27 protein-coding genes are annotated in these 26,029 nt (G+C 71.9%); 11 read left to right on the top strand and 16 right to left on the bottom strand.

What is annotated here, in order from left to right:
• Positions 1 to 55 precede the first annotated feature (55 nt).
• On the bottom strand, positions 56 to 829 hold the full coding sequence (locus Pdca_RS03870) for an SDR family oxidoreductase (RefSeq protein ID WP_085914506.1): 774 nt from the start codon (positions 827 to 829) through the stop codon (positions 56 to 58).
• Between the two features lie 134 nt (positions 830 to 963).
• On the opposite strand from Pdca_RS03870, the gene Pdca_RS03865 reads away from it, so the two are divergent.
• Genes Pdca_RS03865 through Pdca_RS03860 form a run of 3 tightly spaced genes read left to right on the top strand, consistent with a single transcriptional unit; the run spans position 964 to position 1,939 of the window.
• Positions 964 to 1,290 (top strand): ArsR/SmtB family transcription factor, encoded by a 327-nt coding sequence (locus tag Pdca_RS03865; protein WP_085914505.1) that lies wholly within the window; start codon positions 964 to 966, stop codon positions 1,288 to 1,290.
• The gene (locus tag Pdca_RS35305; protein WP_158092238.1) at positions 1,290 to 1,439 is read left to right on the top strand and encodes a hypothetical protein; all 150 of its coding nucleotides are present in this window, start codon (positions 1,290 to 1,292) and stop codon (positions 1,437 to 1,439) included. Before Pdca_RS03865 ends, Pdca_RS35305 begins: the two co-directional genes overlap by 1 nt.
• Entirely contained in the window at positions 1,436 to 1,939 is a 504-nt protein-coding gene (locus Pdca_RS03860; RefSeq protein WP_085914504.1) for an SRPBCC family protein, read from the top strand. The genes Pdca_RS35305 and Pdca_RS03860 overlap by 4 nt, the downstream gene beginning before the upstream one ends.
• Positions 1,940 to 2,146: 207 nt before the next feature.
• On the opposite strand, the gene Pdca_RS03855 is transcribed toward Pdca_RS03860, so the two are convergent.
• Positions 2,147 to 2,782 (bottom strand): hypothetical protein, encoded by a 636-nt coding sequence (locus tag Pdca_RS03855; protein WP_125911249.1) that lies wholly within the window; start codon positions 2,780 to 2,782, stop codon positions 2,147 to 2,149.
• A gap of 124 nt (positions 2,783 to 2,906) precedes the next feature.
• Between Pdca_RS03855 and Pdca_RS03850 the strand changes: the two genes are divergently transcribed.
• Positions 2,907 to 3,599: a TetR/AcrR family transcriptional regulator gene (locus tag Pdca_RS03850; protein ID WP_085914525.1), complete on the top strand. Its 693-nt coding sequence runs from the start codon at positions 2,907 to 2,909 to the stop codon at positions 3,597 to 3,599.
• A gap of 15 nt (positions 3,600 to 3,614) precedes the next feature.
• On the opposite strand, the gene Pdca_RS03845 is transcribed toward Pdca_RS03850, so the two are convergent.
• From Pdca_RS03845 to Pdca_RS03825, 5 genes are all read right to left on the bottom strand, one after another.
• Positions 3,615 to 4,316 carry a hypothetical protein gene (locus tag Pdca_RS03845; protein ID WP_125911248.1) on the bottom strand — a complete coding sequence of 234 codons (702 nt, stop codon included), beginning with the start codon at positions 4,314 to 4,316 and terminating at the stop codon, positions 3,615 to 3,617.
• 23 nt (positions 4,317 to 4,339) lie between these two features.
• On the bottom strand, positions 4,340 to 5,287 hold the full coding sequence (locus tag Pdca_RS03840) for an ATP-binding cassette domain-containing protein (protein WP_158092237.1): 948 nt from the start codon (positions 5,285 to 5,287) through the stop codon (positions 4,340 to 4,342).
• Between the two features lie 143 nt (positions 5,288 to 5,430).
• Complete coding sequence (locus Pdca_RS03835) at positions 5,431 to 6,072, bottom strand: DedA family protein (RefSeq protein WP_232021402.1); 642 nt, start codon at positions 6,070 to 6,072, stop codon at positions 5,431 to 5,433.
• Positions 6,073 to 6,169: 97 nt separating this feature from the next.
• Complete coding sequence (locus Pdca_RS03830; RefSeq protein WP_085914499.1) at positions 6,170 to 8,347, bottom strand: 3-hydroxyacyl-CoA dehydrogenase NAD-binding domain-containing protein; 2,178 nt, start codon at positions 8,345 to 8,347, stop codon at positions 6,170 to 6,172.
• Between the two features lie 14 nt (positions 8,348 to 8,361).
• A complete protein-coding gene (locus Pdca_RS03825; protein ID WP_197719913.1) occupies positions 8,362 to 9,582 on the bottom strand; it encodes an acetyl-CoA C-acetyltransferase in 1,221 nt (406 codons plus the stop codon).
• Between the two features lie 177 nt (positions 9,583 to 9,759).
• Here Pdca_RS03825 and Pdca_RS03820 point away from each other — a divergent pair, with 177 nt between their 5' ends.
• Both Pdca_RS03820 and Pdca_RS03815 read left to right on the top strand, forming a co-directional pair.
• The gene (locus Pdca_RS03820) at positions 9,760 to 10,500 is read left to right on the top strand and encodes a MerR family transcriptional regulator (RefSeq protein WP_085914498.1); all 741 of its coding nucleotides are present in this window, start codon (positions 9,760 to 9,762) and stop codon (positions 10,498 to 10,500) included.
• A 29-nt stretch (positions 10,501 to 10,529) separates the two neighbouring features.
• Complete coding sequence (locus tag Pdca_RS03815; protein WP_085914497.1) at positions 10,530 to 10,961, top strand: acyl-CoA thioesterase; 432 nt, start codon at positions 10,530 to 10,532, stop codon at positions 10,959 to 10,961.
• A 669-nt stretch (positions 10,962 to 11,630) separates the two neighbouring features.
• Here the strand turns inward: Pdca_RS03815 and Pdca_RS03810 are convergent.
• The gene (locus tag Pdca_RS03810; RefSeq protein WP_085914523.1) at positions 11,631 to 12,821 is read right to left on the bottom strand and encodes a fumarylacetoacetate hydrolase family protein; all 1,191 of its coding nucleotides are present in this window, start codon (positions 12,819 to 12,821) and stop codon (positions 11,631 to 11,633) included.
• A gap of 97 nt (positions 12,822 to 12,918) precedes the next feature.
• Between Pdca_RS03810 and Pdca_RS35300 the strand changes: the two genes are divergently transcribed.
• The 4 genes from Pdca_RS35300 to Pdca_RS03795 all read left to right on the top strand — a co-directional run bounded on the left by Pdca_RS35300 (position 12,919) and on the right by Pdca_RS03795 (position 15,801).
• Positions 12,919 to 13,350, top strand: a complete 432-nt coding sequence (locus Pdca_RS35300) for an ATP-binding protein (protein WP_166665895.1) — start codon at positions 12,919 to 12,921, stop codon at positions 13,348 to 13,350.
• A 45-nt stretch (positions 13,351 to 13,395) separates the two neighbouring features.
• The gene (locus tag Pdca_RS35295) at positions 13,396 to 13,827 is read left to right on the top strand and encodes a hypothetical protein (RefSeq protein ID WP_166665894.1); all 432 of its coding nucleotides are present in this window, start codon (positions 13,396 to 13,398) and stop codon (positions 13,825 to 13,827) included.
• A 247-nt stretch (positions 13,828 to 14,074) separates the two neighbouring features.
• The gene (locus Pdca_RS03800) at positions 14,075 to 15,163 is read left to right on the top strand and encodes an S-(hydroxymethyl)mycothiol dehydrogenase (RefSeq protein WP_085914496.1); all 1,089 of its coding nucleotides are present in this window, start codon (positions 14,075 to 14,077) and stop codon (positions 15,161 to 15,163) included.
• Entirely contained in the window at positions 15,163 to 15,801 is a 639-nt protein-coding gene (locus Pdca_RS03795) for an MBL fold metallo-hydrolase (RefSeq protein ID WP_085914495.1), read from the top strand. The genes Pdca_RS03800 and Pdca_RS03795 overlap by 1 nt, the downstream gene beginning before the upstream one ends.
• A gap of 64 nt (positions 15,802 to 15,865) precedes the next feature.
• Here Pdca_RS03795 and Pdca_RS03790 read toward each other — a convergent pair whose 3' ends face one another.
• From Pdca_RS03790 to Pdca_RS03780, 3 genes are read right to left on the bottom strand one after another with little or no spacing between them, the layout of a single operon-like run.
• On the bottom strand, positions 15,866 to 17,035 hold the full coding sequence (locus Pdca_RS03790; RefSeq protein ID WP_085914494.1) for an MFS transporter: 1,170 nt from the start codon (positions 17,033 to 17,035) through the stop codon (positions 15,866 to 15,868).
• A gap of 22 nt (positions 17,036 to 17,057) precedes the next feature.
• Entirely contained in the window at positions 17,058 to 18,068 is a 1,011-nt protein-coding gene (locus Pdca_RS03785; protein WP_085914493.1) for an ABC transporter substrate-binding protein, read from the bottom strand.
• Between the two features lie 52 nt (positions 18,069 to 18,120).
• Positions 18,121 to 19,503 carry a carotenoid oxygenase family protein gene (locus Pdca_RS03780; RefSeq protein ID WP_085914522.1) on the bottom strand — a complete coding sequence of 461 codons (1,383 nt, stop codon included), beginning with the start codon at positions 19,501 to 19,503 and terminating at the stop codon, positions 18,121 to 18,123.
• Between the two features lie 73 nt (positions 19,504 to 19,576).
• Between Pdca_RS03780 and Pdca_RS03775 the strand changes: the two genes are divergently transcribed.
• Positions 19,577 to 20,107 (top strand): PadR family transcriptional regulator, encoded by a 531-nt coding sequence (locus Pdca_RS03775; RefSeq protein ID WP_085914492.1) that lies wholly within the window; start codon positions 19,577 to 19,579, stop codon positions 20,105 to 20,107.
• Between the two features lie 81 nt (positions 20,108 to 20,188).
• Here the strand turns inward: Pdca_RS03775 and Pdca_RS03770 are convergent, their stop codons facing one another.
• The 5 genes from Pdca_RS03770 to Pdca_RS03750 form a co-directional block, all read right to left on the bottom strand.
• Positions 20,189 to 21,358 carry an amidohydrolase family protein gene (locus Pdca_RS03770; RefSeq protein WP_085914491.1) on the bottom strand — a complete coding sequence of 390 codons (1,170 nt, stop codon included), beginning with the start codon at positions 21,356 to 21,358 and terminating at the stop codon, positions 20,189 to 20,191.
• A 73-nt stretch (positions 21,359 to 21,431) separates the two neighbouring features.
• Positions 21,432 to 23,120, bottom strand: a complete 1,689-nt coding sequence (gene groL / locus Pdca_RS03765) for a chaperonin GroEL (RefSeq protein WP_085914490.1) — start codon at positions 23,118 to 23,120, stop codon at positions 21,432 to 21,434.
• A 161-nt stretch (positions 23,121 to 23,281) separates the two neighbouring features.
• Positions 23,282 to 23,644 (bottom strand): propane 2-monooxygenase effector subunit MimD, encoded by a 363-nt coding sequence (gene mimD / locus Pdca_RS03760; RefSeq protein ID WP_085914489.1) that lies wholly within the window; start codon positions 23,642 to 23,644, stop codon positions 23,282 to 23,284.
• Entirely contained in the window at positions 23,644 to 24,846 is a 1,203-nt protein-coding gene (locus Pdca_RS03755) for a ferritin family protein (RefSeq protein WP_085914488.1), read from the bottom strand. The genes mimD and Pdca_RS03755 overlap by 1 nt, the downstream gene beginning before the upstream one ends.
• Positions 24,843 to 25,901, bottom strand: a complete 1,059-nt coding sequence (locus Pdca_RS03750; protein WP_085914487.1) for an FAD-binding oxidoreductase — start codon at positions 25,899 to 25,901, stop codon at positions 24,843 to 24,845. The genes Pdca_RS03755 and Pdca_RS03750 overlap by 4 nt, the downstream gene beginning before the upstream one ends.
• Positions 25,902 to 26,029: the final 128 nt, after the last annotated feature.

The following is a 26,029-nucleotide window of genomic DNA, read 5'->3' as shown; positions in this document are numbered from 1 at the left end:
AGGCCGGGGGGCCGGGGGCCGAGGTCCGGGGGTCCGGGGGGGCGGAGGTCCGGGCTCAGACCGTGGGGACCAGTCCGCCGTCGCACCGGATCGCGGATCCGGTGACGTAGCCGGCCGGCCCGCTGCACAGGAAGGCGGCGACCGCGCCGAACTCGTCCGGATCGCCGTAGCGGCCCATCGGGATGGCGGCCCGAGACTCGGCGGCGACCTCCTCGACGCTCCGGCCGAGCCGCTCGGCGTTGGCTTCGTCGAGCCCGCGGACCCGGGGCGTCTCGATCCGGCCGGGCAGCAGCGTGTTCACCGTGATCCCGTGCCGGGCGACCTCCCCGGCGAGCGTCTTGAGGTAACCGAGGAGTGCGGAGCGACCCACGTTCGACAGGGCGAGCCGCGGGATCGGTGCCTGCACGCTGGTGGAGCTGATGCTGAGGATCCGGCCCCAGCCGCGCTCGATCATCGTCGGGAGAACCCCGGCGACCAGGCGCTGCTGCGGCAGCACCAGGGTGCGCACCGCCTGCTCGATACCGGCGGCGTCGACGTCGGCGGCCGTCCCCGGAGCAGGTCCGGGTCCGTTGAGCACCAGGATGTCGGGCGATCCGACGGCCTCCCGGGTGGCCTCCAGCAGGAGATCGACCCCGCCGTCGGCGGTCAGATCGACGCCGACGCCGACCGCGCCGGGGATCGTCGCCGCCACCTGCTCGGCCCGCTCCGCCGTCCGGCCGGTGATCACCACCCGGGCACCGTCGGCGGCCAGCGCCCGGGCGGTGCCCAGGCCGAGGCCCGACGTCGAGGCGCAGACCAGCGCCGCGCGGCCGGCGATTCCGAGATCCATGGCGGGCCCCTCCGAGTGCTGACGTGGCCGGACGCCGCCGGACCGGCGACGGCCGACCACGCTACGTGCCCGGTCCTGCGACGCTCGCGCCGGTCCTTCTTTTATTTCTGCATCAGCTTATATAAGCTACCGCTATGCATGCGTTCGACGTGCTGGGCGATCCGGTCCGGCGCCGGATCCTCGAGCTCCTGGCCACCGGTGAGCACACCGCCGGCCAGGTCACCGAGATCGTCCGGGCCGAGTTCGGGATCTCCCAGCCTGCCGTCTCCCAGCAACTGAAGGTGTTGCGGGAGAACGGGTTCGCCACCGTCCGCAAGGACGGCACCCGACGCATCTACGCCGTCGACCCGGCCGGTCCGTCCGACGCCGAGAAGTGGCTGTCCCGGCTGCGCGGCTTCTGGTCGCAGCGGCTCGACGCGCTCGACACCGAACTGGCCCGTGGCCGGAGGAGGAACCCCTGATGAACGACCTGCTCGACACCCCGGACGAGGTGCACCGTCGCGTGCACGACGACCGGACCGGCGATGCCGCGACGACCCGGCCGGTCGTCGCCTCCGCCGTCGCGGAGTTCTCCCTGCAGCAGCTCACGGTCCTCCCGGAGGACCGGTGACCGCCGCGCCCGGTCCGGCCGGGGAGGTCCGGCGCGGTCCCGACGGCCGGTCCCGGCTGGTGTTCCGCCGAGTCTTCCCCGACCCGATCGACGAGGTGTGGTCGGCGGTCACCGACCCGGCTCGGTGCGCCCGCTGGTTCGGCACCTGGACCGGCGACGCCCGGCTCGGCGGGACCGTTGCACTGAGCCTGACCAGCGATGAGGACAGCGGCGGGCCACCCGCGGACACCCTGATCACCGAGTGCGACCCCCCGCACCGACTGGCGGTCCAGGTCACCGAGGGCGGCGATTCCGCATGGGAGCTGTCGGTCTCGCTGCACCCCACCGGCACCGGCACCGTGCTCACCTTCGAGCAGGTGCTGCCCGGCACGTTCAGCCCGGCCGACGCCGGGCCGGGCTGGCACTGGTACCTGGACCGACTGTCCGCGGTGCTGTCCGGCGGACCGATGCCGGACTGGGAGGCGACCCTGGCCGCGACGGCGCAGCATTACCCGCGCTGATTCGGCGCTGATTCGGCGCTGCATCGGCACTGCATCGGCACTGCATCGGTGCTGAATTGGCACTGCATCCGCACTGAGCCGGCAACCCGGTGGCGCCGCGGGCCGAGATCGACGGTGTCGCACACGCCTACGTCGACCGGCCCGCGCTCGCGGGCGTCGCCGCGCTGCCCGGCCGGCCGGCGACCGCGTGCAACCGTGCGGCACCGCTCAGCGCAGGGCAGCGCCCCGGTCCGCGCGCACCGACCCCGTCCGCAGCGCCGCGGCGAGCAGCACACAGCCCACCGCCAGCAGCACCCCGTGCGCGATCCGCATCGCCGGCGGTGCGAAGAACTGCGGCAGATAGAGCACCAGCGCGACGGCGAGCACGGCAGCCGCCGGCACGGGTAGCCCGCCCCGGCGTGCCGCGACCAGCACCGCGATCCCGGCCGAGGCCACCGCGAGCAGCCCGATCAGGAACGTCGCTGCGGCGTACGGGCCCAGCCGGATGCCCTCGGCGAGCGCCGAGGCCTGCCCGGCGTCGATCCCGGACTCCGGCAGGCCGATCAGGTGCAGCGCATAGGCCTCCGCGCCGTAGTACGGCAGGACGAGTGCCGCACCCACCCCGGCCGACACCAGCGCCACCCAGCCGGCGCGCTCGCCCGGCGTGTCGCGCAGCCGTGCCCACACCGTGGCGAGCCCCGGCACCAGCAGCGCGAACCCGACGACCCCGAGCAGGTGCGACGGCACCCACAGCGGCTGCGCCCATACCTGCGAGCCGTCGGTCCACGGCCGCAGCGCCGGGTAGGCGGCGAAAGCCACCCCCGCGGCCCCGAGCGCCACGGCCCCCCATTTCGTCCGGTCCATCACGGCTCCCCCTCGTCGTCGCTGTCGAAGAGCAACGCTCTCAGTACGGAGCAGAAGAATCAAGAGCATTGCTCTGTTTTCAGACTGTTGCTTCACTACAGGGACAGTGGTCTACCGTGCGGGTGTGAACGCCTCCCGCACAGCCCGCGAGCGCGCCCGGGCCGAGCTCGTCGCCGAGATCACCGCTGCCGCCCGCCGGCAGCTGGCCGACACCGGCGCCGCCGCGCTGTCCATGCGGGCCGTCTCCCGCGAGCTCGGCATGGTCTCCTCGGCGCTGCACCGCTACTTCCCGACCCGGGACGACCTGCTCACCGCACTGATCGTGCAGAGCTATGACGCGCTGGCCGACGCCATCGAGCGAGCCCTCACCGGCGTCGCGGACCCGGTCGACCGCTGGCGCGCCCTCGCCCGCGCGGTACGGGGCTGGGCGCTCGCCAACCCGCACGAGTACGCACTGATCTACGGCTCGCCGGTGCCCGGCTACCGGGCTCCCGCCGACACCGTCACGTCCGCGGCCCGCGGGATCACACCGCTGGGCAGGTTGCTCGCCGACGCGCACGCAGCGGGCGCGCTCGCCGTCGATCCGGAGCCGGTAACGCCCGGACCGGCCGCCGACGCCGGCCGGCTCCGCGCCGCGCTGGCCACCCCGGACCTGCCGGACGGAGCGCTGCTCGCCGCGATCACCGCCTGGACCGGGTTGTTCGGGCACGTGTCGTTCGAGCTGTTCGGCCAGTTCGAGAACGTGCTGGAGCACCGGGACGCCGCATTCGACGCCACCATCGACCGGCTGGGCCGGATCGCCGGGCTCGGCACCTGACCCGGTCCGGGCGACTCAGCGACCGGGACGCAACCGTTCGAGCAGCCGTTGCAGCAGCCGGTCCCAGCGCTCCCGCCAGGCCGCGAACCCACCCTGCTCCACCCGCACCACCAGCGCCAGCGCGGCAATCGCGACCAGCACCGCCAGCAGCAGGTCACCGAACGGGCCCAGCCCACCGCGGCCGGATCCCATCGACGCCGCGGCCGTGCCGACCGGCGGCAGCCAGGATCGGGTCCCGGTGACCACCAGGAAGGTCAGCGCCGCGACCAGCGCGATCCCCTCGCTGCGGAACAGCGGCCTGGCGAACACCGAGCCCACCGCCGCACCGGTGATCCCGCACGCCAGGTGGGCGAGCATGCCGTCGAGCAGGCCACCGGTGGTGGCCGTGCCCCAGGTCGCGACCACCCCCCACACGACCGCGACCAGCCCCAGCGCGGCGATCCCGGCGGTCGCCGCGAGCAGCACCCCGGCGGCGACCGGGAGCGGCCCGCCCGCGGCGGACAGCGTGACCGTGCGTGCGACGTCGTCCTCCGACTCGGCGAGTGCGTGCGCGAACCACGCCCCCAGCGGGTAGAGCAGCAGCGCGCTCGCCGCCCACGGCTGCGGCAGCGGATCGGCGTCACCGGCGAACAGGAACGCGACCACGCCGACGTAGAGCAGCGCGGGGGCGATGAACCGCTCCGAGCGGGCCAGGTCCTCGCCGAGCAGCATCGCCACCGCGAAAGCCGAGCGGGCCCGCCTCACCACTGTGGTTCCACCCGTCCCCGGCGACGCCCCGCGGACGTGTCCGGCGGGCCGGCCGGCGGCCGGGCGTCCGGAGCGGCGGAGGTCCCGTCGCCCTCCTGACGCACCGGCCGGACCGACCGCACCGCGCAGCCCGCGGCCAGCGCGGCCATCAGCCAGGCGTCACTCTCGGGGGCGGGCACCCGGACGGTCAGCCGCCCCGGGGCCGCGGCCTCCACCCGAGCCGGCGGGAGCCCCTCCAGCACCGGCCGGGGATCCCCCGCGCAGGCCAGGTCGAGCCGCATCACCGAACCGGGCGGCGGCGCCGTCCGCAGCGGGACCGAGTCCGGATCGGAGGCGGCCGCCAGCCTGCCGTGGCGCAGCCGGTGCAGGCGGGCGCCGGTGAACCCGGCCGCGGTGCCGGTGCGGTCGGTGAGCAGCAGCCCGCCGGAACGGTCGGCCAGCAGCCGGGTGAGCACGTCGGCCGCGTCGTCGTCGAGCCCGGACCACGGTTCGTCGAGCACCAGCACGTCCGGGTCGCAGGCCAGCGCCTGCACCAGACCGATCTTCTGCGCATCGGACCGGGACAGCTCGGACATCGGCTCGTCGTCGGCGCCGCCGTAGCCGAACTCCTCGAGCAGCTCGTCGGCACGGTCGCCGGTGTCGTCCGGGTCGAGTCCGCGGATCCGGCTCATGTGGTCGAGCCAGCGCCGCGGCGGCAGCTTCATCCGGGCGGGAAACCGGTCGGGCAGGTAGCCGACGACTGCGGGCCGGTCCTCGATCTCACCCGCGGTCGGGACGACGACGCCCGCGGCGACCCGCAACAGGGTCGTCTTCCCGGCACCGCCCGGCCCGCGCAGCACGGTCGGGGCCGCCGGATCGACGACGAGATCGATCCCGCGCAGCGCGACGATTCCGGACGCGTGAGTGTGGTGGATGCCGACCAGGCGCACGACCACCTCCACCTGTCCGTCCGTCGGCTGGCTGCCGATCAGGTTCGCACAGCGCCGATCACCGGCGGTCGGCCGGTAGCACACGGGTACGCCCCGTGGTGGGACCGGCACGCGGGGCGTTCGTGCTCACCCGTCCGCCGCAGCGGCGGGGACCTTCAGCGCGGAGTGGGCGCGTCCTTCTCCGGCACCGCGCCACGGGCCCTGCGCTGCGCGACCTTCCGCCAGATCAGCCAGCCCAGCACCAGCACGCCGGCCACCGCGACGATCTTGCTCAGCGGCGACATGTAGCCCTCGACGACCTCCCACCGCTCCCCGAGCGCGAACCCGAGATAGACGAAGATCGAGTTCCAGACGGCGCTGCCGAGCGTGGACAGCCCGACGAACCGCAGCAGCGGCATCCCGGCGATCCCGGCCGGGATCGAGATGAGACTCCGGACGATCGGGATGCAGCGCCCACCCAGCACGAACCAGCTGCCGTAGCGCTCGAACAGGTCGAGGCCCTTCTCCAGGTCCTTCTGGCTGGAGAGGATGAACCAGCGGTTCCCCGCGAGCCGGTGCACCCGTTCGAAGCCCAGCATCGCGCCCAGTGCGTAGAGCACCAGCGCCCCCGCGACGGCACCCATCGTGGCCGCGGCCCAGACCGCGACCGGATCCATCGCGCCGGTGGACGCGCGGAAGCCGCCCAGCGGGAGGATGACCTCCGACGGGATCGGCGGGACGACGTTCTCCAGGAAGATCAGCAACCCGATCCCGGCCGCCCCGAGCCGGTCCACGATGTCGAACACCCATTGCGTCACGCGTTCCATGGTGCACGTGTCCGGCTGCCGGCGGGTGGACCGGGCGCGGGACGGCCCCGCCCGCGCGGGCGCGCGGACGGGGCCGGGACCTCCGGGATCAGGCGGCCGCGGTGGCCGACTGCCCCTTGGCGGCGCGGTCCCGCAGGCTCTGCGGCACGTCGAAGCGCTCGCCGTAGGTGGCCTTCAGCTCGTCCGCGCGGGCGACGAAGCCGGCCGGACCACCGGGGTAACCCTCGATGTACTGCAGCACCCCGCCGGTCCACGCCGGGAAGCCGATGCCGAAGATCGAGCCGATGTTGGCGTCGGCGACGGTCTCCAGCACGCCCTCGTCGACGCAGCGCACCGTCTCGATCGACTCGATGAACAGCATCCGCTCGCTGAGCTCGTGCAGGTCGACCTCGTGGTTCGTCGCGCCGAACTGGTCACGCAGCCCCGGCCAGAGACCGGTCCGCTTGCCGTCGGCGTAGGAGTAGAACCCGGCGCCCGAGCTCTTCCCCTTGCGGTCGAACTCGTCGACCATCCGGTCGATCACCTCGTCGGACGGGTGCGGCGTCCAGGTGCCGCCGGCCGCCTCGACACCCTTGCGCGTCTCCTCGCGGATCTTGCGCGGCAGGGTCAGGGTCAGCTCGTCCATCAGCTGCAGCACCGGGGCCGGGTACCCGGCCTGCGAGGACGCCTGCTCGATCGTCTGCGGGTCGATGCCCTCGGCGATCATCGCGACGCCCTCGTTGATGAAGGTGCCGATCACCCGGCTGGTGAAGAAGCCCCGGGAGTCGTTGACGACGATCGGGGTCTTCTTGATCCCCAGGGTGAGGTCGAACGCCTTGGCCAGGGCCTCGTCGTTGGTCCGCTCGCCCTTGATGATCTCGACCAGCGGCATCTTGTCGACCGGCGAGAAGAAGTGCAGGCCGATGAAGTCGTCCGGGCGGTCGACGCCCTTGGCGAGCTCGGTGATCGGCAGCGTCGAGGTGTTCGAGCAGAGCAGCGCGTCCGGGTCGATGTGCTTGGCCGCCTCGCGGAACACCTCCTGCTTCAGCTCGACGGACTCGAAGACGGCCTCGATCACGACGTCACAGCCGGCGAGGTCGGCGTAGTCGTCGGTCGGCAGGATCCGGCCGAGCAGCGCGTCGCCCTTCTCCTGGGTGGTCTTCCCGCGCTTGACGCCCTTCTCGACCAGGGTCTGCGAGTAGGCCTTGCCCTTCTCGGCGGCTTCCTTGGAGACGTCCTTGAGCACGACGTCCCAGCCGGACAGCGCGCAGACGTAGGCGATCCCGGCGCCCATCATCCCGGCGCCGAGCACGGCGACCTTGGTCGGCTGCCACTTCTCCGGGCCGTCCGGGCGGGACTTACCGCCGTTGATCGCGTTGAGGTCGAAGAAGAACGCCTTGGTCATGTTCTTCGAGACCTGGCCGACGACGAGCTCCGCGAAGTAGCGGCCCTCGATCTTCTGCGCGGTCTCGAAGTCGACCTGGCTGCCCTCGACGGCCGCGGCGAGGATGTTGCGCGGCGCCGGCATCGGCGCTCCCTTGAGTTGCTTGCGCAGGTTCGCCGGGAACGCCGGGAGGATCGAGGCCAGCGACGGGCTCGACGGCGTGCCGCCGGGGATCCGGTACTTCGGCTGGTCCCAGGGCTGGGCGGTGTGCTCGGGGTTCGCCAGCACCCACGCGCGCGCGGCGTCGAACGCCTCCTCGCGGGTGGCCACGAGCTCGTCGATCAGGCCCAGCTCCAGCGCCTTGGCCGGCTTGTGCCGCTGGCCCTGGGCCAGGACGTTCATGAAGCCGTTCGCGATGCCGAGCATCCGCGTGATGCGGGTGACACCACCGCCGCCGGGCAGCAGGCCCAGGCTGACCTCGGGCAGGCCGTAGACGATGCCCTTGGCGTCGACGCCGACCCGGTGGTGGGTGGCGAGCGCGATCTCCAATCCGCCGCCCAGCGCGGCACCGACCAGTGCCGAGGCGACCGGGCGGCCGAGGGTCTCCAGCTTGCGCAGCTGGGCCTTGACCTCGGCGACCAGCTCGACGATCCGCCCGGCGTCCTCCGGGCGGGCCGCGGAGAGCTGCTGCAGGTTCCCGCCGGCGAAGAAGGTCTTCTTCGCCGAGGTGATGACGACACCGACGATGTCGTCCTTGTTCTTTTCCAGGTCGTCGACGACCTCCCGCATGGCCTCGCGGTAGGCGTCGTTCATGGTGTTCGCGCTGCTGGCGGGGTCGTCGAGGGTGACGACGGCGATGCCGTCGGCGTCGCGCTCCCAGCGCACGGCCTTCTGCTCAGTCACTGATCCAGTCCCCTTCAGACTCGCTCGACGATGGTGGCGATGCCCATGCCGCCGCCCACGCACAGCGTGGCCAGCCCGCGGCGCAGGTCACGACGCTCCAGCTCGTCGACGAGCGTGCCGATGATCATCGCGCCGGTGGCGCCGAGCGGGTGGCCCATCGCGATGGCACCGCCGTTGACGTTGGTGATGTCGTGCGAGATGTCCATGTCGCGCATGAAGCGCAGCGCGACGGCGGCGAACGCCTCGTTGATCTCGAACAGGTCGATGTCGCCCACCGAGAGACCGGCCTTGGCCAGCGCCTTGCGGGCGGCCGGGGCGGGCCCGGTGAGCATGATCGTCGGGTCGGCGCCGGACAGCGCGGTGGCGACGATCCGGGCCCGCGGGGTCAGCCCGTTGGCCTTCCCGGCGGCCTCGGTGCCGATCAGCGTGAGTGCTGCACCGTCGACGATGCCGGAGCTGTTGCCGGCGTGGTGGACGTGGTCGATCTTCTCGACCCAGTGGTACTTCTGCAGCGCCACGGCGTCGAACCCGCCGTCACGGCCCATCATCTCGAAGGACGGCTTGAGCCCGCCCAGCGCTTCGACGGTCGCGCCGGCCCGGATGTGCTCGTCGCGGTCGAGGACGGTGAGGCCGTTGCGGTCGCGCACCGGGATGACCGAGTTGGCGAAGCGGCCGTCGGCCCACGCCTTGGCGGCACGGGTCTGCGACTCGACGGCGAACGTGTCGACGTCGGTGCGGGACCAGCCCTCGAGCGTCGCGATGAGGTCGGCTCCGATGCCCTGCGGCACGAAACCGGTGGTGTAGGCGGTGTCGGGGTCCATCGCCCAGGCGCCGCCGTCGGAGCCCATCGGGACCCGGCTCATGGCCTCGACGCCGCCGGCGAGGACCATCTCCTCCATGCCGGAGCGCACCTTCTGCGCAGCGGTGTTGACGGCCTCCAGGCCGGACGCGCAGAACCGGTTGAGCTGCACACCGGCGACGGTGTCGGGCAGCCCGGCCGCGATCGCGGCGGTCTTGGCGATGTCGCCGCCCTGGTCACCGATCGGCGAGACGACGCCGAGCACCAGGTCGTCGACGGTGTTGGTGTCCAGGTCCGGGTGGCGCTCCCGGATCGCGTCGATCAGTCCGGTCACCAGCGAGATCGGCTTGACCTCGTGCAGCGAACCGGAGGCCTTGCCCCGGCCGCGGGGTGTGCGGATCGCGTCGTAGATGTAGGCCTCGGGGATCTCGCTCATCCGAACCTCTCGTGGGTGGTCGGTAGGCGTGACGCGTGGGCGCCATCGCTCCTACTTGCTGGTAGCTTTTGTTACAGCAGCACTGTCACATGGTCAATACGCCCGACCGAGTATGTGACAGCAATGATGTCACATCAAGACTGTCACGTTCGCCGATCGGGCCGTAGCCTCCTCGCCATGTCCGCTCCGGCAACCCCCGAGGACCTGCTCACCGTCGACCAGCTGGCCGAACGGACCGGGATCTCGGTGCGCACGATCCGCTTCTACGCCGGGAAGGGCCTGCTCCCGGCGCCGCGACTGCGCGGGCGCACCGGCCTCTACGACGCCGGGCACCGCGCCCGCCTCGAACTGATCAGCGAGCTGACCGGCCTCGGCTTCACCCTGGCCGCGATCGAGCGGCAGCTGGAGCGGCTCCCGCACGACGCGGGCCCCGAGGAGCTGGCGCTGCAACGGGCGCTGCTCACCCCATGGATCCCCGAGCACGGCGAGGACCTGACCCGGGCCGAGCTGGACCGGCGGGCCGGGCGCCCGCTCACCGACGGCGACGTCGAGACCCTGCAGACCCTCGGCGCGCTCGTCCGGTACGACGACGGCCGGGTCCGGGTGCACGGCGCGACCGCACTCGGCACCGCCCTCTCGGCACTGGACTCCGGGCTCCCACCGGAGATGTGGCAGCGCGCCCAGGCCTCGATCGAGCGGCACACCGCCGCGCTGGCCGAGGAGCTCATGGCCCTGTTCCAGGACGAGGTGCTCCAGCCCTACCGGGACCGCGGCCGCCCGGCCGACGAGCGGAGCAGGCTCGCCGCGGCGCTGTCGCGGCTCAAGCCGATCACCGTGCAGGGCGTGGTCACGACGTTCGGCCGCGCGGTGAACCGGACGATCCGGGAGCGGATCGGCGTCGCAGCGCAGGACGGGTGAACCCGGCCGGGCGGTCGTAGCATCACCGCATGGCGACCTTCGAGTTCCCGGTGCGGGTGCGCTACCACGAGGTGGACGCTCAGGGTGTGGTGTTCAACGCCTGGTATCTGGCCTGGTTCGACGAGGCGATGACCGAGTTCCTGGAGCACCGCGAGCTGACCTACCGGGCGATGCTCGACGCCGGCTACGACGTCCAGCTCGTGCACACCGAGCTCGACTGGCGGGCCGGTGTCGGCTGGGGCGAGGACGTCGTCGTCGCCGTCTCCACGGCACGTATCGGCCGGACCAGCTTCGCCCTGGACTTCGAGGTCAGGGCACTCGACGAGGCCGGCAACCGGATCGTCACCTGTGACTGTCGCACCGTCTACGTGGTGATCGCCGTCGACGGCTCGGGGAAGCAGGAGGTGCCGCCGCTGATCCGCAACGCACTGGGCGAGCCGCAGCCGTTGCGCGCCGGATGAACGGCCCGGCCCGCTGTGTGCCGGATGCGGCTCAGAGAGTTCTGCGAAACCTGGTCATGGACCGGCGTGGCGTGAGTGGCGGCCGTTCGGAGCCGGTGATCATCCGGTCGGTGAGCACGGGTTCGTGCCGTCCTCACAGGTCGAGGATCGGCGTGACCCGCGACCGTCGCCGGCGGTGCGGGACTCGCAGCCTGCCCGCGCGGCCGAGAGTGGTGCAGCGAGCGGCTACGGCGCCCCGAGACGGGCGGGAGGGTATGCGGCCCGGTCGGGGTTCGAGCGACCCCGAGGTGTGCCTGTTCCCGGATTTCGCTCACCAGATGAGCGAACTCCACCGACAGACAGGCCCCCGGTCCCCGGGTAGACCGAGCGCCGACAGGTCGAGCCACCCCGAGATGTACCTGCGCCCGAGTTCGCTCACCAGATGAGCGGACTCCGCCGACAGACAGGCCCCCGGCGCCCGAGTAGACCGAGCGCCGACGGGCCGAGCCACCCCGAGACGTCCCTGCTCCCCGAATTTCGCTCACCAGATGAGCGAACTCCGGCCGAGAAGGGTCCCGCGGACCACGGACCACGGGACCGGTGTGTGAGCGCGAGCCGTTCGAGGTCGCCGCGTTCCGCGGAACGCAGACGTGAGCGGCCCAGCCGCTGCGCACCCGAGGAGCGGCGCGATCACGAACCGCGGACCCGGCCCCGCACCTCCCCCAGCGAGAACCGTCCGCCGCCGGGCGCCGGCGCGGTCGCACCGATCACGATCTCGTCGCCGTCCTCCAGCCAGCAGCGCTGCGCGCCGCCGGACAGCGCCACCGGGTCCCGGCCGTTCCAGCCGAGCTCCAGCATCGAGCCGAACTGCCGGCGCTCGCGCCCGGAGACCGTCCCCGAGCCGAGCAGGTCACCGGCCCGCAGATCCGCCCCGTTCGACGTCAGGTGCGCGACCATCTGCTCGGGCGACCAGTAGAGGTCCGCGGCCGGCGGCGTGGAGATCCGCTCCCCGTTGAGGTGCACGACGAGCTCGATGTCGAGCCCCAGTGCGCCCGCCGACGGCGTGAGATGGGGCAGCGACGGCGGATCGTGCGGCGGGACCGGGACCCGGGCCGCGGCGAGCTCCTGGAGCGGGGTCACCCAGGCCGAGATCGAGGTGCCGAACGACTTGCCCAGGTGCGGGCCGAGCGGACGGGACTCGAAGAACTGGATGTCGCGGGCGGACCAGTCGTTCAGCAGCACCACGCCGAAGACGTGCTCGGCAGCGTCGTCGATACCGACCGGGCCGGGCACCGGGCCGCCGAGGACGAACCCGAGCTCGGCCTCGAAGTCGAGCTTCGCGCTGGGGCCGAAGTCCTCGGGGCCGCGCTGCCCCGATGGGCGCACGACCGGGGTGCCGGTGACCCGGACCGTCCCGGAACGACCGTGGTAGCCGACGGGCATCCGGCGCCAGTTCGGGGTGAGCGGATCGGCCGCGTCCGGGCGGAAGAGCAGCGTGGCGTTACGCGCGTGCTGCTCGCAGGCGTAGAAGTCGACGTAGTCGGCGACGGTGAACGGCAGCACCGGGATCAGCCCTTCGGCGGGCATCCGGTACGCGGCGGTGCGCTCGGGATCGGCGCGCCATCCGCGCAGCCACTCGACGACCTCCCGCCATGCCGGCGCGCCGGCGTCGAGCAGCCGGGTCAGGTCGGGCGCGGTGAGCAGGTCCGGGTAGGGGCCGCGCTGGGCGGTAGCCAGCGAGCCGACGTCGAGCAGGCCGCCGTCGGGCAGCGGGCAGGCGATCCGGGAGCGGCCGGGCCGCCCCGTCCCGGCGACGGCGCCGAGCGCGAGCGCGGGAAGGGCCGTCGGTGTGTCGGTGGGCTCGGGCGGCGCGGTCGTCACCTGCCCGACCGTACCCACCGGGGCGGTCACCGAGCCCGGATGTCCTCGGGCGGGCGAGGCACTAGCGTGGGCTCGTGGCCGTCGATCTCCGCTGCTCGTGTCGCTCGTAGGTAGGCAGAGCGAGATCCGGCGCCTCGGCGAGCTGATCGGCGCCACGCGGGCGGAGAAGGGCGGGGCACTGGTCCTGCGTGGTGAGGCGGGCATCGGCAAGACGGCACTGCTCGACCACGCCCGCCGCGCCGCCACCGGACTGCAGGTGATCGACGCGGAGGGATCGGAGTTCGAGTCGGAACTCCCCTTCGCCGCCCTGCACCAGCTGTGTGCTCCGGTGATGACGCATCTCGACGACCTGCCCGCCCCGCACCGTGAGGCACTCCGGATGAGGTTCGGTCTGGCCCGGGGTGCGCCCGATCCGTTCCGCATCGGTCTGGCGACCCTGGAGCTGCTCGCGTCCGCAGCGCGGGAGCGCCCGTTGCTGTGCGTGATCGACGACGCGCAGTGGCTCGACGTGGCGTCGGCGCGGGCCTGAGCATCGACGAGGACACCCACGTCTGGACCTTCACCCCGACTGTGGGTGGTCATCGCCGCGCGGCCGCGCAGCAGCCACGGCGTCTGGGAACTGCTGCTGCAGAGAATCCTCGTGACGATCTGGGCCTTCGTGATCTTCGGCGTGCCCGAGTCCGTGCAGAGCGCCTTCGTCGACCTGTACCTGGTGGTCACGACCGCCACCGCGCTGATCTCGGGCCTGCCCGTGATCGCGGCCGTGGTCTCCGCGGTACGCAGTCGCGGCGCACGTGTGCAGCGCGCCCTGACCGCTGTCATGGCGGCGGCCCATCTCGTCCCGCTGGCGTCGTGGCAGTTCTCCACCAGCGGTGCACCCAGCCTCACCACGTACCTGAGCCCGACCGCCACGGTGGTGGTCGTCGCGATCGGTGTCGTCGTGGCCGGCGCGCTCACCGTCCTACGCTTTCGGTCAGGTGCCACCGCCGGCCGGGCAGCGACCTGACCCCGCACCGGCGTCCCCCACTGGGCAGCAGGTCGATCCGGCTACGACCGACGGTCACGGCCGACGACCGCACGCGGGTCGCTCGCGCCGTGGTGCGGCCCCACCGCACGCCTGCGGGCAGGTGACTCGCGAGTAACACATGTTTCAAGTCGACGGGGGCGAGACACTCCATGGGCACACATGCCAGAGTCGCGATCTGAGCATCCGTCGACGGGTCCTCGTCGACGACGACTGGGAGTAGGTACGCATGACACAGCAGGTACGTGGCGTCGTGGCCCGCGCCAAGGGTGAGCCGGTCACCATCGAGACGATCAACGTCCCGGACCCGGGCCCGGGCGAGGCCGTGGTGAAGATCCAGGCCTGTGGCGTCTGTCATACCGACCTGCACTACCGCGAGGGCGGCATCAACGACGAGTTCCCGTTCCTGCTCGGCCACGAGGCCGCCGGGATCGTCGAATCCGTCGGCGACGGTGTCGTCGATCTCGAGCCCGGCGACTACGTCGTGCTCAACTGGCGCGCGGTCTGCGGGGTCTGCCGGGCCTGCCGCAAGGGCAAGCCGCACCTGTGCTTCGACACCCACAACGCCACCCAGAAGATGACCCTGGCCGACGGCACCGAGCTCTCCCCCGCCCTGGGCATCGGCGCGTTCATCGAGAAGACCCTGGTCGCCGCCGGACAGTGCACCAAGGTCAACCCCGAGGCCCCCGCCAAGGTCGCCGGACTCCTGGGCTGCGGCGTCATGGCCGGGCTCGGTGCCGCGGTCAACACCGGCCAGATCGGGCGCGGCGACTCCATCGCCGTGATCGGCTGCGGCGGTGTCGGTGACGCCGCCATCGCCGGGGCGAAGCTCGCCGGCGCGACCACGATCATCGCCGTCGACACCGACCCGCGGAAGCTCACCTGGGCCACCGAGTTCGGCGCCACCCACACCGTCAACGCCAAGGAACAGGACCCGGTCGAGTACATCCGCTCGGTCACCGGCGGCAACGGCGCCGACGTCGTCGTCGAGGCCGTCGGACGCCCGGAGACCTACAAGCAGGCCTTCTACGCCCGCGACCTCGCCGGCACCGTCGTCCTGGTCGGCGTGCCCACCCCGGACCTCAACGCGCCCGAGATCCCGCTGATCGACTACTTCGGCCGCGGCGGCGCACTCAAGTCGTCCTGGTACGGCGACTGCCTGCCCAGCCGCGACTTCCCGATGTATGTCGACCTGTTCCTGCAGGGCCGGTTCCCGCTCGACAAGTTCGTCACCGAGGAGATCGGCATCGACGGCGTCGAGAAGGCCTTCGAGAAGATGCACTCCGGCGAGGTCCTGCGTTCGGTGGTGGTCCTCTGATGGCCGCTCTCGACTCCGCGATCGGGCACGTCGTCACCTCCGGCACGTTCAACCTCGACGGCGGATCCTTCGACGTCGACAACAACGTCTGGATCGTCGGTGACGACCGCGAGGTGTTCGTCATCGACGCCGCCCACGACGCCGACGCCATCGCCGCCGCCGTCGGCGACCGCACGGTCAAGGCCATCGTGTGCACCCACGCCCACGACGACCACGTCAACCAGGCGCCCGCGCTGGCCGACCGGTTCTCCGCGCCGATCCTGCTCAACCCGGCCGAGCAGGTCCTGTGGGACATGACCTGGCCCGACCGCAAGCCCGACCAGGAACTCGCCGACGGCCAGGTCCTCTCCGCCGGCGGGATCGACCTGCGGGTCCTGCAGACCCCCGGTCACTCCCCGGGCTCGTCCTGCCTCTACGCACCGGAACTGGGCGTCGTGTTCACCGGCGACACCCTGTTCCAGGGCGGACCCGGCGCGACCGGACGCTCCTACTCCAGCTTCGACACGATCATCGAGTCCATCCGCACCACCCTGCTCACCCTGCCCGGCGACACCGCCGTCCGCACCGGGCACGGCGACTCGACCAAGATCGGCGACGAGGCACCGCACCTGGAGGAATGGATCCGCAACGGATCCTGACCCGCCAGGAGCACGACCGGGCCCGGCACCGAACGATCGGTGCCGGGCCCGGCGCACGTCGGCCTCAGCCGGCCCGGCGCCGGACCAGCGGTGTGACGCCCAGCAGCACCACCGCTGCCACCCCGAACGCGGCGACGAAGCCGAACGGCTCGGCGATCGCCCCCAGCCCGGTGGCGCCGAGGCCGGTACCCGCGTCGTAGGCGATGTTCCACGCCGCGCTGGCCTGGCCGTAGTGCAACGGCCCGGCCGCCGTGAACAGGGCGACCAGGGAGTCGTTCTGCACGATCCCGAACCCGATCCCGACCGCGATCGCGCCCGCCACCAGCAGCGCCGGGGCGAGCGGGGCGGCGAGCACCCCGAGCATCCCGGTGCCCGCGATCAGCGTGCCGACCGGCAGCAGCGCACCGGGACGACCACTGCGGTCGGTGCGCGCACCGGCGAAACCGCGGCCCAGCAGCGCACCGAACGCGGTCGCGAACAGCGCGACGGGGACCACCGCCGACGCACCGGGGACGGCGAGCGGCGCGAAGGTGATCACCCCGCCCTGTGCGGTGGAGCAGGCCAGCATCGCCAGCACGGGAGCGGCCGGCAGCCGGTGCCGCGGCGCCCGTGGATGCCCACCGGGATCCCGGGCCGCGGTGTGCCGCGCGGGCGCCGGGTCCGTGAGCCGGCCGCGCCGGGGGCCGCGTACGAACGCGACGACCAGCGCCCCGGCCACCGGCGCGATCCCGGCCGCGAGGAACACCCCGGTGAACCCGGTGAGGTCGACGACCGCGACCCCGGCCGGCAGCAACGCCAGCTGCGGCACCCCGATCGCGTAGCCGTAGCGGGCCGAGGCCCGGCCGTGCGCGGACGGCTCGACGAGCTCGGCCACCAGCGCGCTGCCCGCGACTGTCGCCATGCCGAACCCGATGCCGCGCACCGCGGAGATCGCCAGCACCGGTGCGAGCTCCGCGGACAGTGCCAGCAGCGGGGTCGGCAGGCCGAGCAGCAGCGACCCGCCGACGAGCACCGCACGGTGCCCGATCCGGCGCAGCATCGCCGGGACGAGCAGCTGGGTTCCGACCGTGACCGCCATCAGCACGCCGGTGGTCAGTCCCGCTCCGAACGCCCCGGAGCCGCCGCGGGCCACCCACAGCGGCACCACCGGCAGCATCAGGGCGTAGCCGCCGAACCCGAGCGCGGTAGCGCCCAACAGCAGCAGGAACGAGGGTGCGGACAGGGAGCGGGACACACCCCACCCTCGCAAGCGGCCCTCAGGTCTTCGGCAGCGCCTGCTCCAGCAGCGGGAGCACGCCGTCCAGCGCGGCGGGCAGGCTCAGCACCGTCTGCCAGGCGAACGCCAGCTCGGTCGCGCCCTCGAGGAAGACCGTCCGCCCCTCGCGGGTCACCGCGAGCCGGGAGATCAGCGGATCGGCCTCGACCGTGGCCCGCCCACCCGGGGTGAACGACAGCTGGTCCCAGACCACCAGGTCGCGCTCCAGCTCGTTCGACTGCTCGAAGCTCAGGTCGGCGTAGAAGTTCTCGCCGGACAGCTCGTCGAACCGGGCCGGGACGACGAAGCCCAGCTCGGTGAAGAACTGCGACCGCAGGTCGTGCGAGGCGAACACACCGAGCTTGTCGGCGCTTCGGGTCGCGACCGCGACCTCCTTGCCCGCCCACTGCGGGTTGGCCTCGCGGGCGGCCGCGAACCGGGCCTCGACCCCGGCGACGGCCTGCTCGGCCTGCTCGGACCGGCCGAGCGCCCGCCCGACGATCCGGGTCGTCTCCTGCCACGGGACGCCGTAGTCGGCGTACTGCGCCGGGGCCGCGACGGTCGGCGCGATCGCGCTGATCAGGTCGTAGCTGCCCTGCTCCAGATCGGAGTAGATGCCGATCACCAGGTCCGGGGACGCGGCGGCGATCTTCTCCGGGTCCGGGGTCTCCATGGTCAGGATCTGCGGCTGCGAACCCGTCTGCCGGGCCGCATCCTCCGCCCAGGGCTGGATCGCGTCGCCCTCCGGGCCGTACCAGTAGCGGACCCCGGCGACCGGTACCCCGAGCGCCATCACGGCGTCGTGGTCGCTGTAGCCGATGGTCACGACCCGCTGCGGTGCACGCTCGATCGTCGTCGTCCCGAACCGGTGCTCGATGGTGACCGGGAACCCCGGGCCGGCCGCAGCGTCGTCACCGCCGCCGGTGCCCTCGCCGCGGCCGCAGCCGGCGAGCACCAGCCCACCCGCCGTGACCAGTGATCCGACCAGCAGCTGCCGGCGCGTGATGTTCATGTGTGGCCTCCATGTTCCGCGGCGGAATAGTAGATCCACTATTGAGGTTTGCCTAGCCTTGCCCACGATCCGGGAGCCAGGAGCCGTGGAATCCGGTCGGCACCCCGCGCGGGAGCGTCACCCGGGCCACCGGATCGGTGGCGGGATCCCGTGCGTCGAGCACGAGCAGCTCCGACGCCCGGCCGTCACGGGTGGTGGTGATCGAGAGCAGCCAGCCGTCGTCCTCGGCGCGGTCCGCGGCCGCGGACGGCACGAACACCGCCTCACCGGCGACGACGTCGGAACCGAGCTCGTGCGCGGCCATCTCGTCGCGGAGCCGGTCGTGGCGCAGCACCGCGGCGTAGGGCGCAGCCGACGGGCCGGCGTCGGCCACGGCGTAGGTATAGCGGTTCGAGCGTCCGACTACGGCGTCGTCGACGGTGGGGAACTCCAGCCCCACCTCGGAGAGCGCGTTCTCGCTGACCGCACCGGTCGCCGGGTCGAGCGTCCAGCGGTGCAGGGTGGCCTTCCCGGAGGCTGCCGCGGAGGCCGCGGGCCCGGCCGGGTCGCCATCCAGCGACGACCACATGACGGCGACGTCGGCCGGGGCGTAGCGGGCACCGTCGACGACGATCCGGCCGCGGTCGTCGGTGTGTGCGTTGCCGACGTGGAACACGAAGCACGGGGCGATCTCGAACCAGCGCACCTCGCCCGGGCGGTCCAGCGCCATGACGCCCAGGCGCGCACCGTGGTCGTCGTCCCACCGGTAGGGCATGGCGCCGGCCGACGCGTCCTCCATCCGGAACATCATGGGAAGTTCCAGGAACACCGCGTGCCGGTCGGTGATCGCGAAGTCGTGCATCATCGTCGGCGCCGGCACGGCGACCTCGGTGGTGGTGACGAGTTCGCCCGCCGCGGAAACCCGGTGATAGGTCAGGTACGGCGGGACGAAGCCGTAGCCGAAGGAGTGCAGGTCCCCGGTCACCGGATCGATCTTCGGGTGCGCCGTCATCGCGGTGCGCAGCCGGCCGCCGAAGTCCAGGGCTCCGACGGTCTCCAGCTCCGGCGTCACCTCATGGGGCAGCCCCGCCTCGACGAGCGCGAGGATCCGGCCCGCGTGCGGCACGACGTGGGTGTTGGCGGGTACCGCTGCCAGGTCGGGAGCGCCGTCGAGGGTGAAATGCGGCCGCCCCGCGAGCAGGCCGGTGCGCACCCAGCGGTTGCGGTACCACTCCGCACGACCGTCGCGCAGCCGGATGCCGTGCAGCATCCCGTGCCCGGCGAACCAGTGGCCGGAGTGCTGACCGGGCAGCGGATTGGGCCCGTTGCGCAGGTAGCGCCCGGTCAGCTCGGGCGGAAGCGCTCCGATGACGGGCAGGTCGTGTGCGGTGATCTCGTCCGGAACCGGGGCGAAGTGGCCCTGCAGGGGAGCCGGGAGGCGGTCGCTCGTCGTCATGCCGACGAGCATCGAGGCGCCACCCTTGACATGTCAATACTGACATGTCGAAATTGACAGGTAAGCTTGCCCGGTGTCGCTCCCGCACGCACTGCTCGGACTGCTCGCCCTGAACCCGGCCACCGGCTACGACCTGGCCCGGTGGTTCGACACCGACCTGGGCAGCTACGCCTGGCAGGCCGGGCACACCAGCGTGTACCCCGAGCTCGGGAAGCTCGCCGCGCAAGGACTCGCCGAGGTGACCGAGGAGGGAGCCCGCGGCGCGAAGACCTACACCCTCACCGACGACGGCCGCGCCGAGCTCCGCCGCTGGATGCTCGCCCCCCAGCAGCAGGCCAAGGTCCGCAACGAGCCGGTGCTGCGCATGTTCCTCATCGCGGCACTCCCACGGGACGACGCGCTCGCCGTGCTCGACCGGACCGCGGACGAGGCCGAACGCGGGCTGGCCGTGCTGCGCGAGGTGCGCGCCGAGCATCCCGCCGACGCCTCGATGCTCGGCGAGGACGGCATCGGCCAGCTCGCCGCCGAGTTCGGCGTCCGTCAGTACGAGGCGATCCGCGACTGGGCCCGGTGGGCCGCGGACCGGCTGCGCGCCGAGGCATGACCCACGCCGGGAGGCCCAACCGTGTCCCCGGGCCGGCCGCGAGCGGAATCGGGCCGGCGCGCCGGCCGCGGACCGGGTCGTTCAGCGCGCCCGCGGCGAGCGGGTGAGCGCGACCGGCCCGGCGGGCCGGCGGCGCCCGACCTGCGGCACCCGCGGATCGGCCAGCTGGTAGAGCCGGGATGCGGTACCGCCGAGCAACGCCTCCAGGACCTCGTCGTCCAGCTCGGGGTAACGCCCGCGCAGCGACTCCGGGTAGCGGAAGGTCATCAGGTCCCGGATCAGCCGGGCAGGCCGCACCAGCGGGTAGCCGCTGCCGAACATCAGGCGGTCCGGCCCGTAGGCGGCGAGCAGCTCCCCGAGCGCGGCCGCGGCCGGTTCCGGGTTGCGCCGCAACGCGATCAGCAGGTCGGTGAGCAGCACGTAGACGTTCGGCAGCCGGGCCAGACGGATCAGTGCGGCGGTCGGTGCCGCCGCCGCGCCGAGCACGAACCGGACCCGCGGCAGCGCCGCGGCCAGCTCCCGGACCTCGGCGACGTCGACCGCGCCGGCGGGCAGCGGGCCCGCCGTCCGGGCCCGGACCGGTAGCGCCGAACCGGCCCGGACCGGCTCCGCCCAGGACGGCCAGCGTGGACGCGGCACCGCCTCCCCCGCGTCCACGACGCCGGCGTGCGCCCAGTCCGGTGCGGCGGCCGGCGGTCGCGCGGTCGGCGCCACCCCGATGTGGACGACGCCGGCGCCGGCCTGCTCGGCCCGGATCAGCGTCCGGCGCAGCCAGGACTCACGCAGCGACACCGTGGTCTCCGGACGCCGCGACGGCAACACCGTCAGCGCGCGCAGGCCACCCCTGGTGACCTGGGCCCCGATCCCGCGGGCCCGGTCCCGATCGGCCGGGTCGAGCTCCCCGGCGAGCACCAGCCGGCCCGGGTGTTCCTCGGCCAGCTCGGCGTGCCAGGCCGGGGCGGCGAACCCGAGCACGAACAGGTCGTCGAAGGTCGCCGGCACGAGCACCGCACGGTCCACGGCGGACAGCACGTGCGCGGCCAGCGCCTCCCGGGTGACCAGACCGAACGCGTCCGCCGACAGCGGCCGCGGCGACGGGTCGACCATCCGGTGCCGGTGGTGCAGGTCGGCGACGAACTGCTCACCGGCCGGCCCGGCCTGGTTGTGCGGGCGTCCGTCCCAGCCGTGGACCTGGGCGTCCACGACGAACGAGACGCCGGAACCCCCGCAACACCGGTCCACCACGACCACCTCTCCACTCCCACGGACCGGCCCGGCACGCGCTCGGCGTGCCGGGCCGGGATTGCGATGTGCTGTGCGCGTCTCAGCCGACCGACGGGCCGAGGCCCATCGACTGCGGCGTGCTCGAGTCCGGGCTGGGCTGCGGGATGCCCTCGTCCAGCTCACCGAACTCGGTCATCAGCGCCTTGTTCCAGGGCGTGACCTCCTCGGCCACCAACGAGTTGGTGGTCAGGATCAGACCGGCCACCGAGGCGCCGTTCTGCAGCGCAGAGCGCACCACCCGGAGCGGGTCGATGATGCCCATCTCGACCATGTTCCCGTAGCGGCCCTCGAGGGCGTCGAAACCGGAGTCGGCGTCCAGCGCGGTGACCTGCTTGACCACGTCGTCACCGTCGTAGCCGGCGTTCGAGGCGATCAGGTGCACCGGCTCGGTGAGCGCGTGCCGGACGATCTCGACGCCGATCCGGTAGTCCTCGTTGACCTCGAGCGCGTCCAGCGCGGGCTCGGCGTGCAGCAGCGCCACACCACCGCCCGCGACGATGCCCTCGGCGACCGCGGCCCGGGTGGCCTGCAGCGAGTCGTCGACCCGGTGCCGGATCTCGCGGGCCTCGGCGTTGGTCGGCGCGCCGACCGAGATGATCGCGGCCTTGCCGGACAGCCGGGCGATCCGGTCCGAGAAGAAGTCCTCGTCGGTGCCGATGGTGGCCCTGGCGAGCTCGGCACGCAGCTGGGACAGCCGGTACTCCAGCTTCTGCTTGTCCCCGTGGCCGCCGATGATGGTGGTGTTCTCGCTGGTCACCCGGATCTGGGTGGCCCGGCCGAGGTGCTCGATGTCGATCTGCTCCAGCGAGAACGACGAGCTCTTCGAGTGCACCTGGCCGCCGCACAGCGCGGCCATGTCCTCCAGCAGGTGGATGCGCTTCTCGCCGAAACCGGGCGCCTTGATCGCGACGGCCTGGAAGTGCCCGTTGACGTGGTTGTGCACCAGCATCTGCAGGGCGGTGCCCTCGACCGTCTCGGCGATCACCACGAGCGGGCGGCGCTCGTTGCGCATCACCCGGTCGAGCACCGGCATGATCTCCTGGACGTCCTTGATCCGGCCCGCGGAGAACAGGATGTAGGCATCGTCGACGACCGCCTCGAGCGTGCCCGGGTTGGTCACCATGTACGGCGTCACGTACCCGTTGTCGAACTCGAAGTCCTCGACGAAGTCGACCGAGACGCCGGGCACCGGATTGTCGTCCACGGTCACCACGCCGTCGTCGCCGACGGTGTGCAGGGCCTTGGCGACGACGGTGCCGATCGACCAGTCGTCGTTGGCCGAGATGGCGGCGACGCGTGCGTAGTCCTCCTCGGTGCTCACCGGGTGCGACACCGTCTGCAGCCGGTCCACCAGCGCGCCGACCGCGATGTCGATGCCCCGCTTGACCAGCACCGGGTTACCGCCGCGCTCGATGGCGATCATGCCCTCCCGGACGATCGCCTGGGCCAGCACGGTGGCGGTCGTGGTGCCGTCGCCGACCGTGTCGTTGGTCTTGACCGCCGCTTCCTTGACCAGCTGGGCGCCCATGTTCTCGAACGGGTCGCGCAGGTGGATCTCGCGGGCGATCGTCACGCCGTCGTTCGTGACCTCGGGCGAACCCGTGATCTTCTCCAGGATGACGTTGCGGCCCTTGGGGCCGAGCGTGCTCTTGACGGCTTCGGCCAGCTGGTCGACACCGGCCTGCAGCAGGTGCCGGCCCTCTGCGCCGAAGCGGAGTTCCTTGGCCATGGTGGAGTCCTCCCGGAGGAATGAGTTGGTCCAGTGCGCGGGTGCGGATCAACGCAGGTGCTCGGTGACCGAGCAGCGCCGCACCGCCCGAGCCGGCTCGGGTGTGGTGGCTCCGTGCCGGGTCGTCGTCCCGGGCGGTGCGGCGCGTCAGGGCGAGGGCGTCAGTCCACCGGCTTCAGATCGAAGTCGATGTACTCGGCGGCGTCCTCGGGGTTGGCGAACATGATTGTCTTCTCGTCGAGGTGCACCATCCGCCCGTAGTGGGTGGACATGTTCTCCTCGAACTGGGCGGCGTCGAACCAGCCCTCCTCCTGACCGGCCTCCTCGTCCATCGCGACGTAGTCGAGCTCGAACATGCCGGTGCCGTCGATGCGGATCATCGAGGGCAGGTGCTGCACGGTGACGTTGTCCTGCCGGTCCAGCACGGTCGCGATGACCGCGCCGATCTGGTTGTTCATCAGGGTGAAGCCGCACATGTTCGACGCGGTGCTGTCCTGCTTGAACGGCGAGTCGGTGCTGGTCATCACTGCTTCAGCTCCTCGGGGACGTCGAGGCCGAGATCGCTGCAGATCCCGGCGAACCGGTTCTTGGCGCGGTCGAGGGAGTCCTCGAACGTCGGCGGCTTGGAGTCCGACTGGGACCACATCGGCTGCATCGTCCGGGCAGCCTCCAGTGCCTGCGGCACGTAGTTCCGCAGCCAGCCGTTGAGCAGCCCCCGGTTGTGGTCGGCGAACTCCCGGTCCTGGCTCAGCGGCGCGAAGCAGGCGATCGACCAGCGCAGGTCGCGCTGCGCGTAGTCGTACTCGCCGGCACCCATCACCGTCGGAGTGACGAAGTCGCCGTTCGTGGCGGCGGACTGCATCACCAGGTTCGACCGGAACAGCTCTCCGACCAGCGGCTCGAAGATGCAGTTCGTCGCGAAGATGGCCTCGCCCCAGTCGTCCTGGACAGCGGTGAGGCTCTCGACCAGCTTGCGCACGCCCTGCCACTCGGGCGCGTTGTCCCAGGCGTCGATGTGGGCCCGGCCGTCGAACTCCTCGATCTCCTCGGACAGGGTCAGGTTGTAGAGCGCCAGGTCCTGTGCGAAGCGGATCTTGCGGGTCGAGTTCGCGGCGAGCGCCGTGTTGTGCATGTTGGTCGGCGCCGACCGCTCGTTCGCGGCGAAGACGTACAGCCCGAGGATGTGCTCGATGTGCATCCAGGCACCGACGTTGCGCTCGACGAAGCGCGTCCAGTTCGTGTTCCAGAGCTCGAACGCCTTGCCGTTACGGGCGTTCTCGATGTTCTGGGTCAGCTGGCGGACGACGTTCGCGTTGTACCGGAAGAGGGACTGCTCCCACTCCTCGTTCGGGTCGCGGAACTCGTGCCAGCCGTGGGCCGGCCAGTTCTTGACGGTCATGCCGCCGGTGCCGATCCCGCGCTGCGGCTCGGGCTCGTCGACGCCCCAGGTCTTCAGCTTGGTCCAGTGCAGCGGGTAACCGCCCTCACCGTTCGCGAAGCCGTAGATCCAGCCCTGGGTGAGGTAGTGCCGCGGGTCCGGCTGGACCTCGACGGTGGTGTCCTCGTAGATGGTCTGCTTGCGCTTGGCCGGGGTGTAGTAGTTGTAGCGGCGCGCGTTCGAACTCGAGTCGGGGAACTCGCGTGCCCCTGCCTCCGCGTCGGTGAAGACGGGCTTGGGAACGCTGCGCTGCGAACCGGACGACGTGCTGCTTTCGGTGGTGGTCACTGTCCGTCCTCGCCTTCTTGCTCACCGGTCGTGGTGAACTTGTCGTAGAAGATGTTGTCCTCGCTCACACCCAGTTGGGTCAGCGTCGCGATGGCCGCGTCGACCATCGGTGGCGGACCGCAGACGTAGGCATCGACTCCCTTCAGATCGGTCTCGTTCTTCCTGACCACATCGGTGATCAGGCCCGTCTCGCCGGCCCAGTCGCCGTCGGAGCTGTCCGGATCGGACAGCGCCGGCACGAAACGGAAGTCGGTGAGCTGTGGTGCGAGCTCGGCGATCTCCTTCTCGAAGCACAGGTCCTTCGACGTGCGGGCGCCGTAGTAGAAGGTCGCCCGGCGCTCCACCCCGCCCTCGGTCATCGCTCGGAGCAGACCGAGCACCGGGGCCATTCCGGCCCCGCCGCCGATGAAGATCAGCCGCGAGCTCCGGTTCTGGCGGAGCGTGAACGTGCCGAAGGGTGCTTCGACCTCCAGCCGGTCACCCGGCTTGGCGGTCTCGTCGAGCCAGGTGCCGAACAGGCCACCCGGGTAGACCTTGATGACGAACTCGAACAGGCCGTCCCGGTTCGGCGTGTTCGCCATCGAGAAGGAGCGGCTCTCCTCGGTGCCCGGGCAGACCAGATCCATGTACTGCCCGGGGAAGAACTTGATCTCGCTCGGCTCGACCAGCTTGACCGTCAGGTGCCGCATGTCGTGGGTGACGCTCTCGACCGACACCACCTCCACCGCTCCCCTGGTGAGCGGCAGGCCGGACCGGATGATCTCCTCGTCGTAGTTGAGGAGCTCGATCACCAGGTCCTCGTACGCGTGCGCCCGGCAGAGGAGCGTCGAGCCCTCCTCCTTCTCGTAGTCCGGCAGGGCGAACGTCGAGTAGCTGTCGTACTCGATGTCCTCTCCCTCGAGGACGAACGACTTGCAGGCCGCACACTGGCCTTCCTTGCAGCCGTGCATGAGCTGGACACCCTGCTCGGCAGCGGCACGCAGGATGTTCTGGTCCTCGTCGACCTCGATCTCGATGCCGACCGGCTCGAACCGCACGACGTGTTTGTCACCCACGGTCTCCGGACCACCTCTCTGGCGTGAACAACACCGCAACATTGGTGTGAGAAAAGCGACGAATCGGACAATTGAGCACGCGGAGGAACCCGCCGTCCTACGTAGGGACGGCCGGGTTGACCCGGCCG

Origin of the sequence: Pseudonocardia autotrophica (assembly GCF_003945385.1) — a bacterium.
In the GTDB taxonomy this organism is placed as follows: domain Bacteria; phylum Actinomycetota; class Actinomycetes; order Mycobacteriales; family Pseudonocardiaceae; genus Pseudonocardia; species Pseudonocardia autotrophica.
Note: the sequence above shows the minus strand (reverse complement) of the source record. Positions and strands in the feature narration are given on the sequence as shown.

Excerpts from the sequence above, each read along its gene's own strand:
- Pdca_RS03870 (WP_085914506.1), bottom strand. The coding sequence starts at position 829 with ATGGATCTCGGAATCGCCGGCCGCGCGGCGCTGGTCTGCGCCTCGACG.
- Pdca_RS03865 (WP_085914505.1), top strand. The coding sequence starts at position 964 with ATGCATGCGTTCGACGTGCTGGGCGATCCGGTCCGGCGCCGGATCCTC.
- Pdca_RS35305 (WP_158092238.1), top strand. The coding sequence starts at position 1,290 with ATGAACGACCTGCTCGACACCCCGGACGAGGTGCACCGTCGCGTGCAC.
- Pdca_RS03855 (WP_125911249.1), bottom strand. The coding sequence starts at position 2,782 with ATGGACCGGACGAAATGGGGGGCCGTGGCGCTCGGGGCCGCGGGGGTG.
- Pdca_RS03825 (WP_197719913.1), bottom strand. The coding sequence starts at position 9,582 with ATGAGCGAGATCCCCGAGGCCTACATCTACGACGCGATCCGCACACCC.
- Pdca_RS03820 (WP_085914498.1), top strand. The coding sequence starts at position 9,760 with ATGTCCGCTCCGGCAACCCCCGAGGACCTGCTCACCGTCGACCAGCTG.
- Pdca_RS03815 (WP_085914497.1), top strand. The coding sequence starts at position 10,530 with ATGGCGACCTTCGAGTTCCCGGTGCGGGTGCGCTACCACGAGGTGGAC.
- Pdca_RS03800 (WP_085914496.1), top strand. The coding sequence starts at position 14,075 with ATGACACAGCAGGTACGTGGCGTCGTGGCCCGCGCCAAGGGTGAGCCG.
- Pdca_RS03795 (WP_085914495.1), top strand. The coding sequence starts at position 15,163 with ATGGCCGCTCTCGACTCCGCGATCGGGCACGTCGTCACCTCCGGCACG.
- Pdca_RS03785 (WP_085914493.1), bottom strand. The coding sequence starts at position 18,068 with ATGAACATCACGCGCCGGCAGCTGCTGGTCGGATCACTGGTCACGGCG.
- Pdca_RS03780 (WP_085914522.1), bottom strand. The coding sequence starts at position 19,503 with ATGACGACGAGCGACCGCCTCCCGGCTCCCCTGCAGGGCCACTTCGCC.
- groL (WP_085914490.1), bottom strand. The coding sequence starts at position 23,120 with ATGGCCAAGGAACTCCGCTTCGGCGCAGAGGGCCGGCACCTGCTGCAG.
- mimD (WP_085914489.1), bottom strand. The coding sequence starts at position 23,644 with ATGACCAGCACCGACTCGCCGTTCAAGCAGGACAGCACCGCGTCGAAC.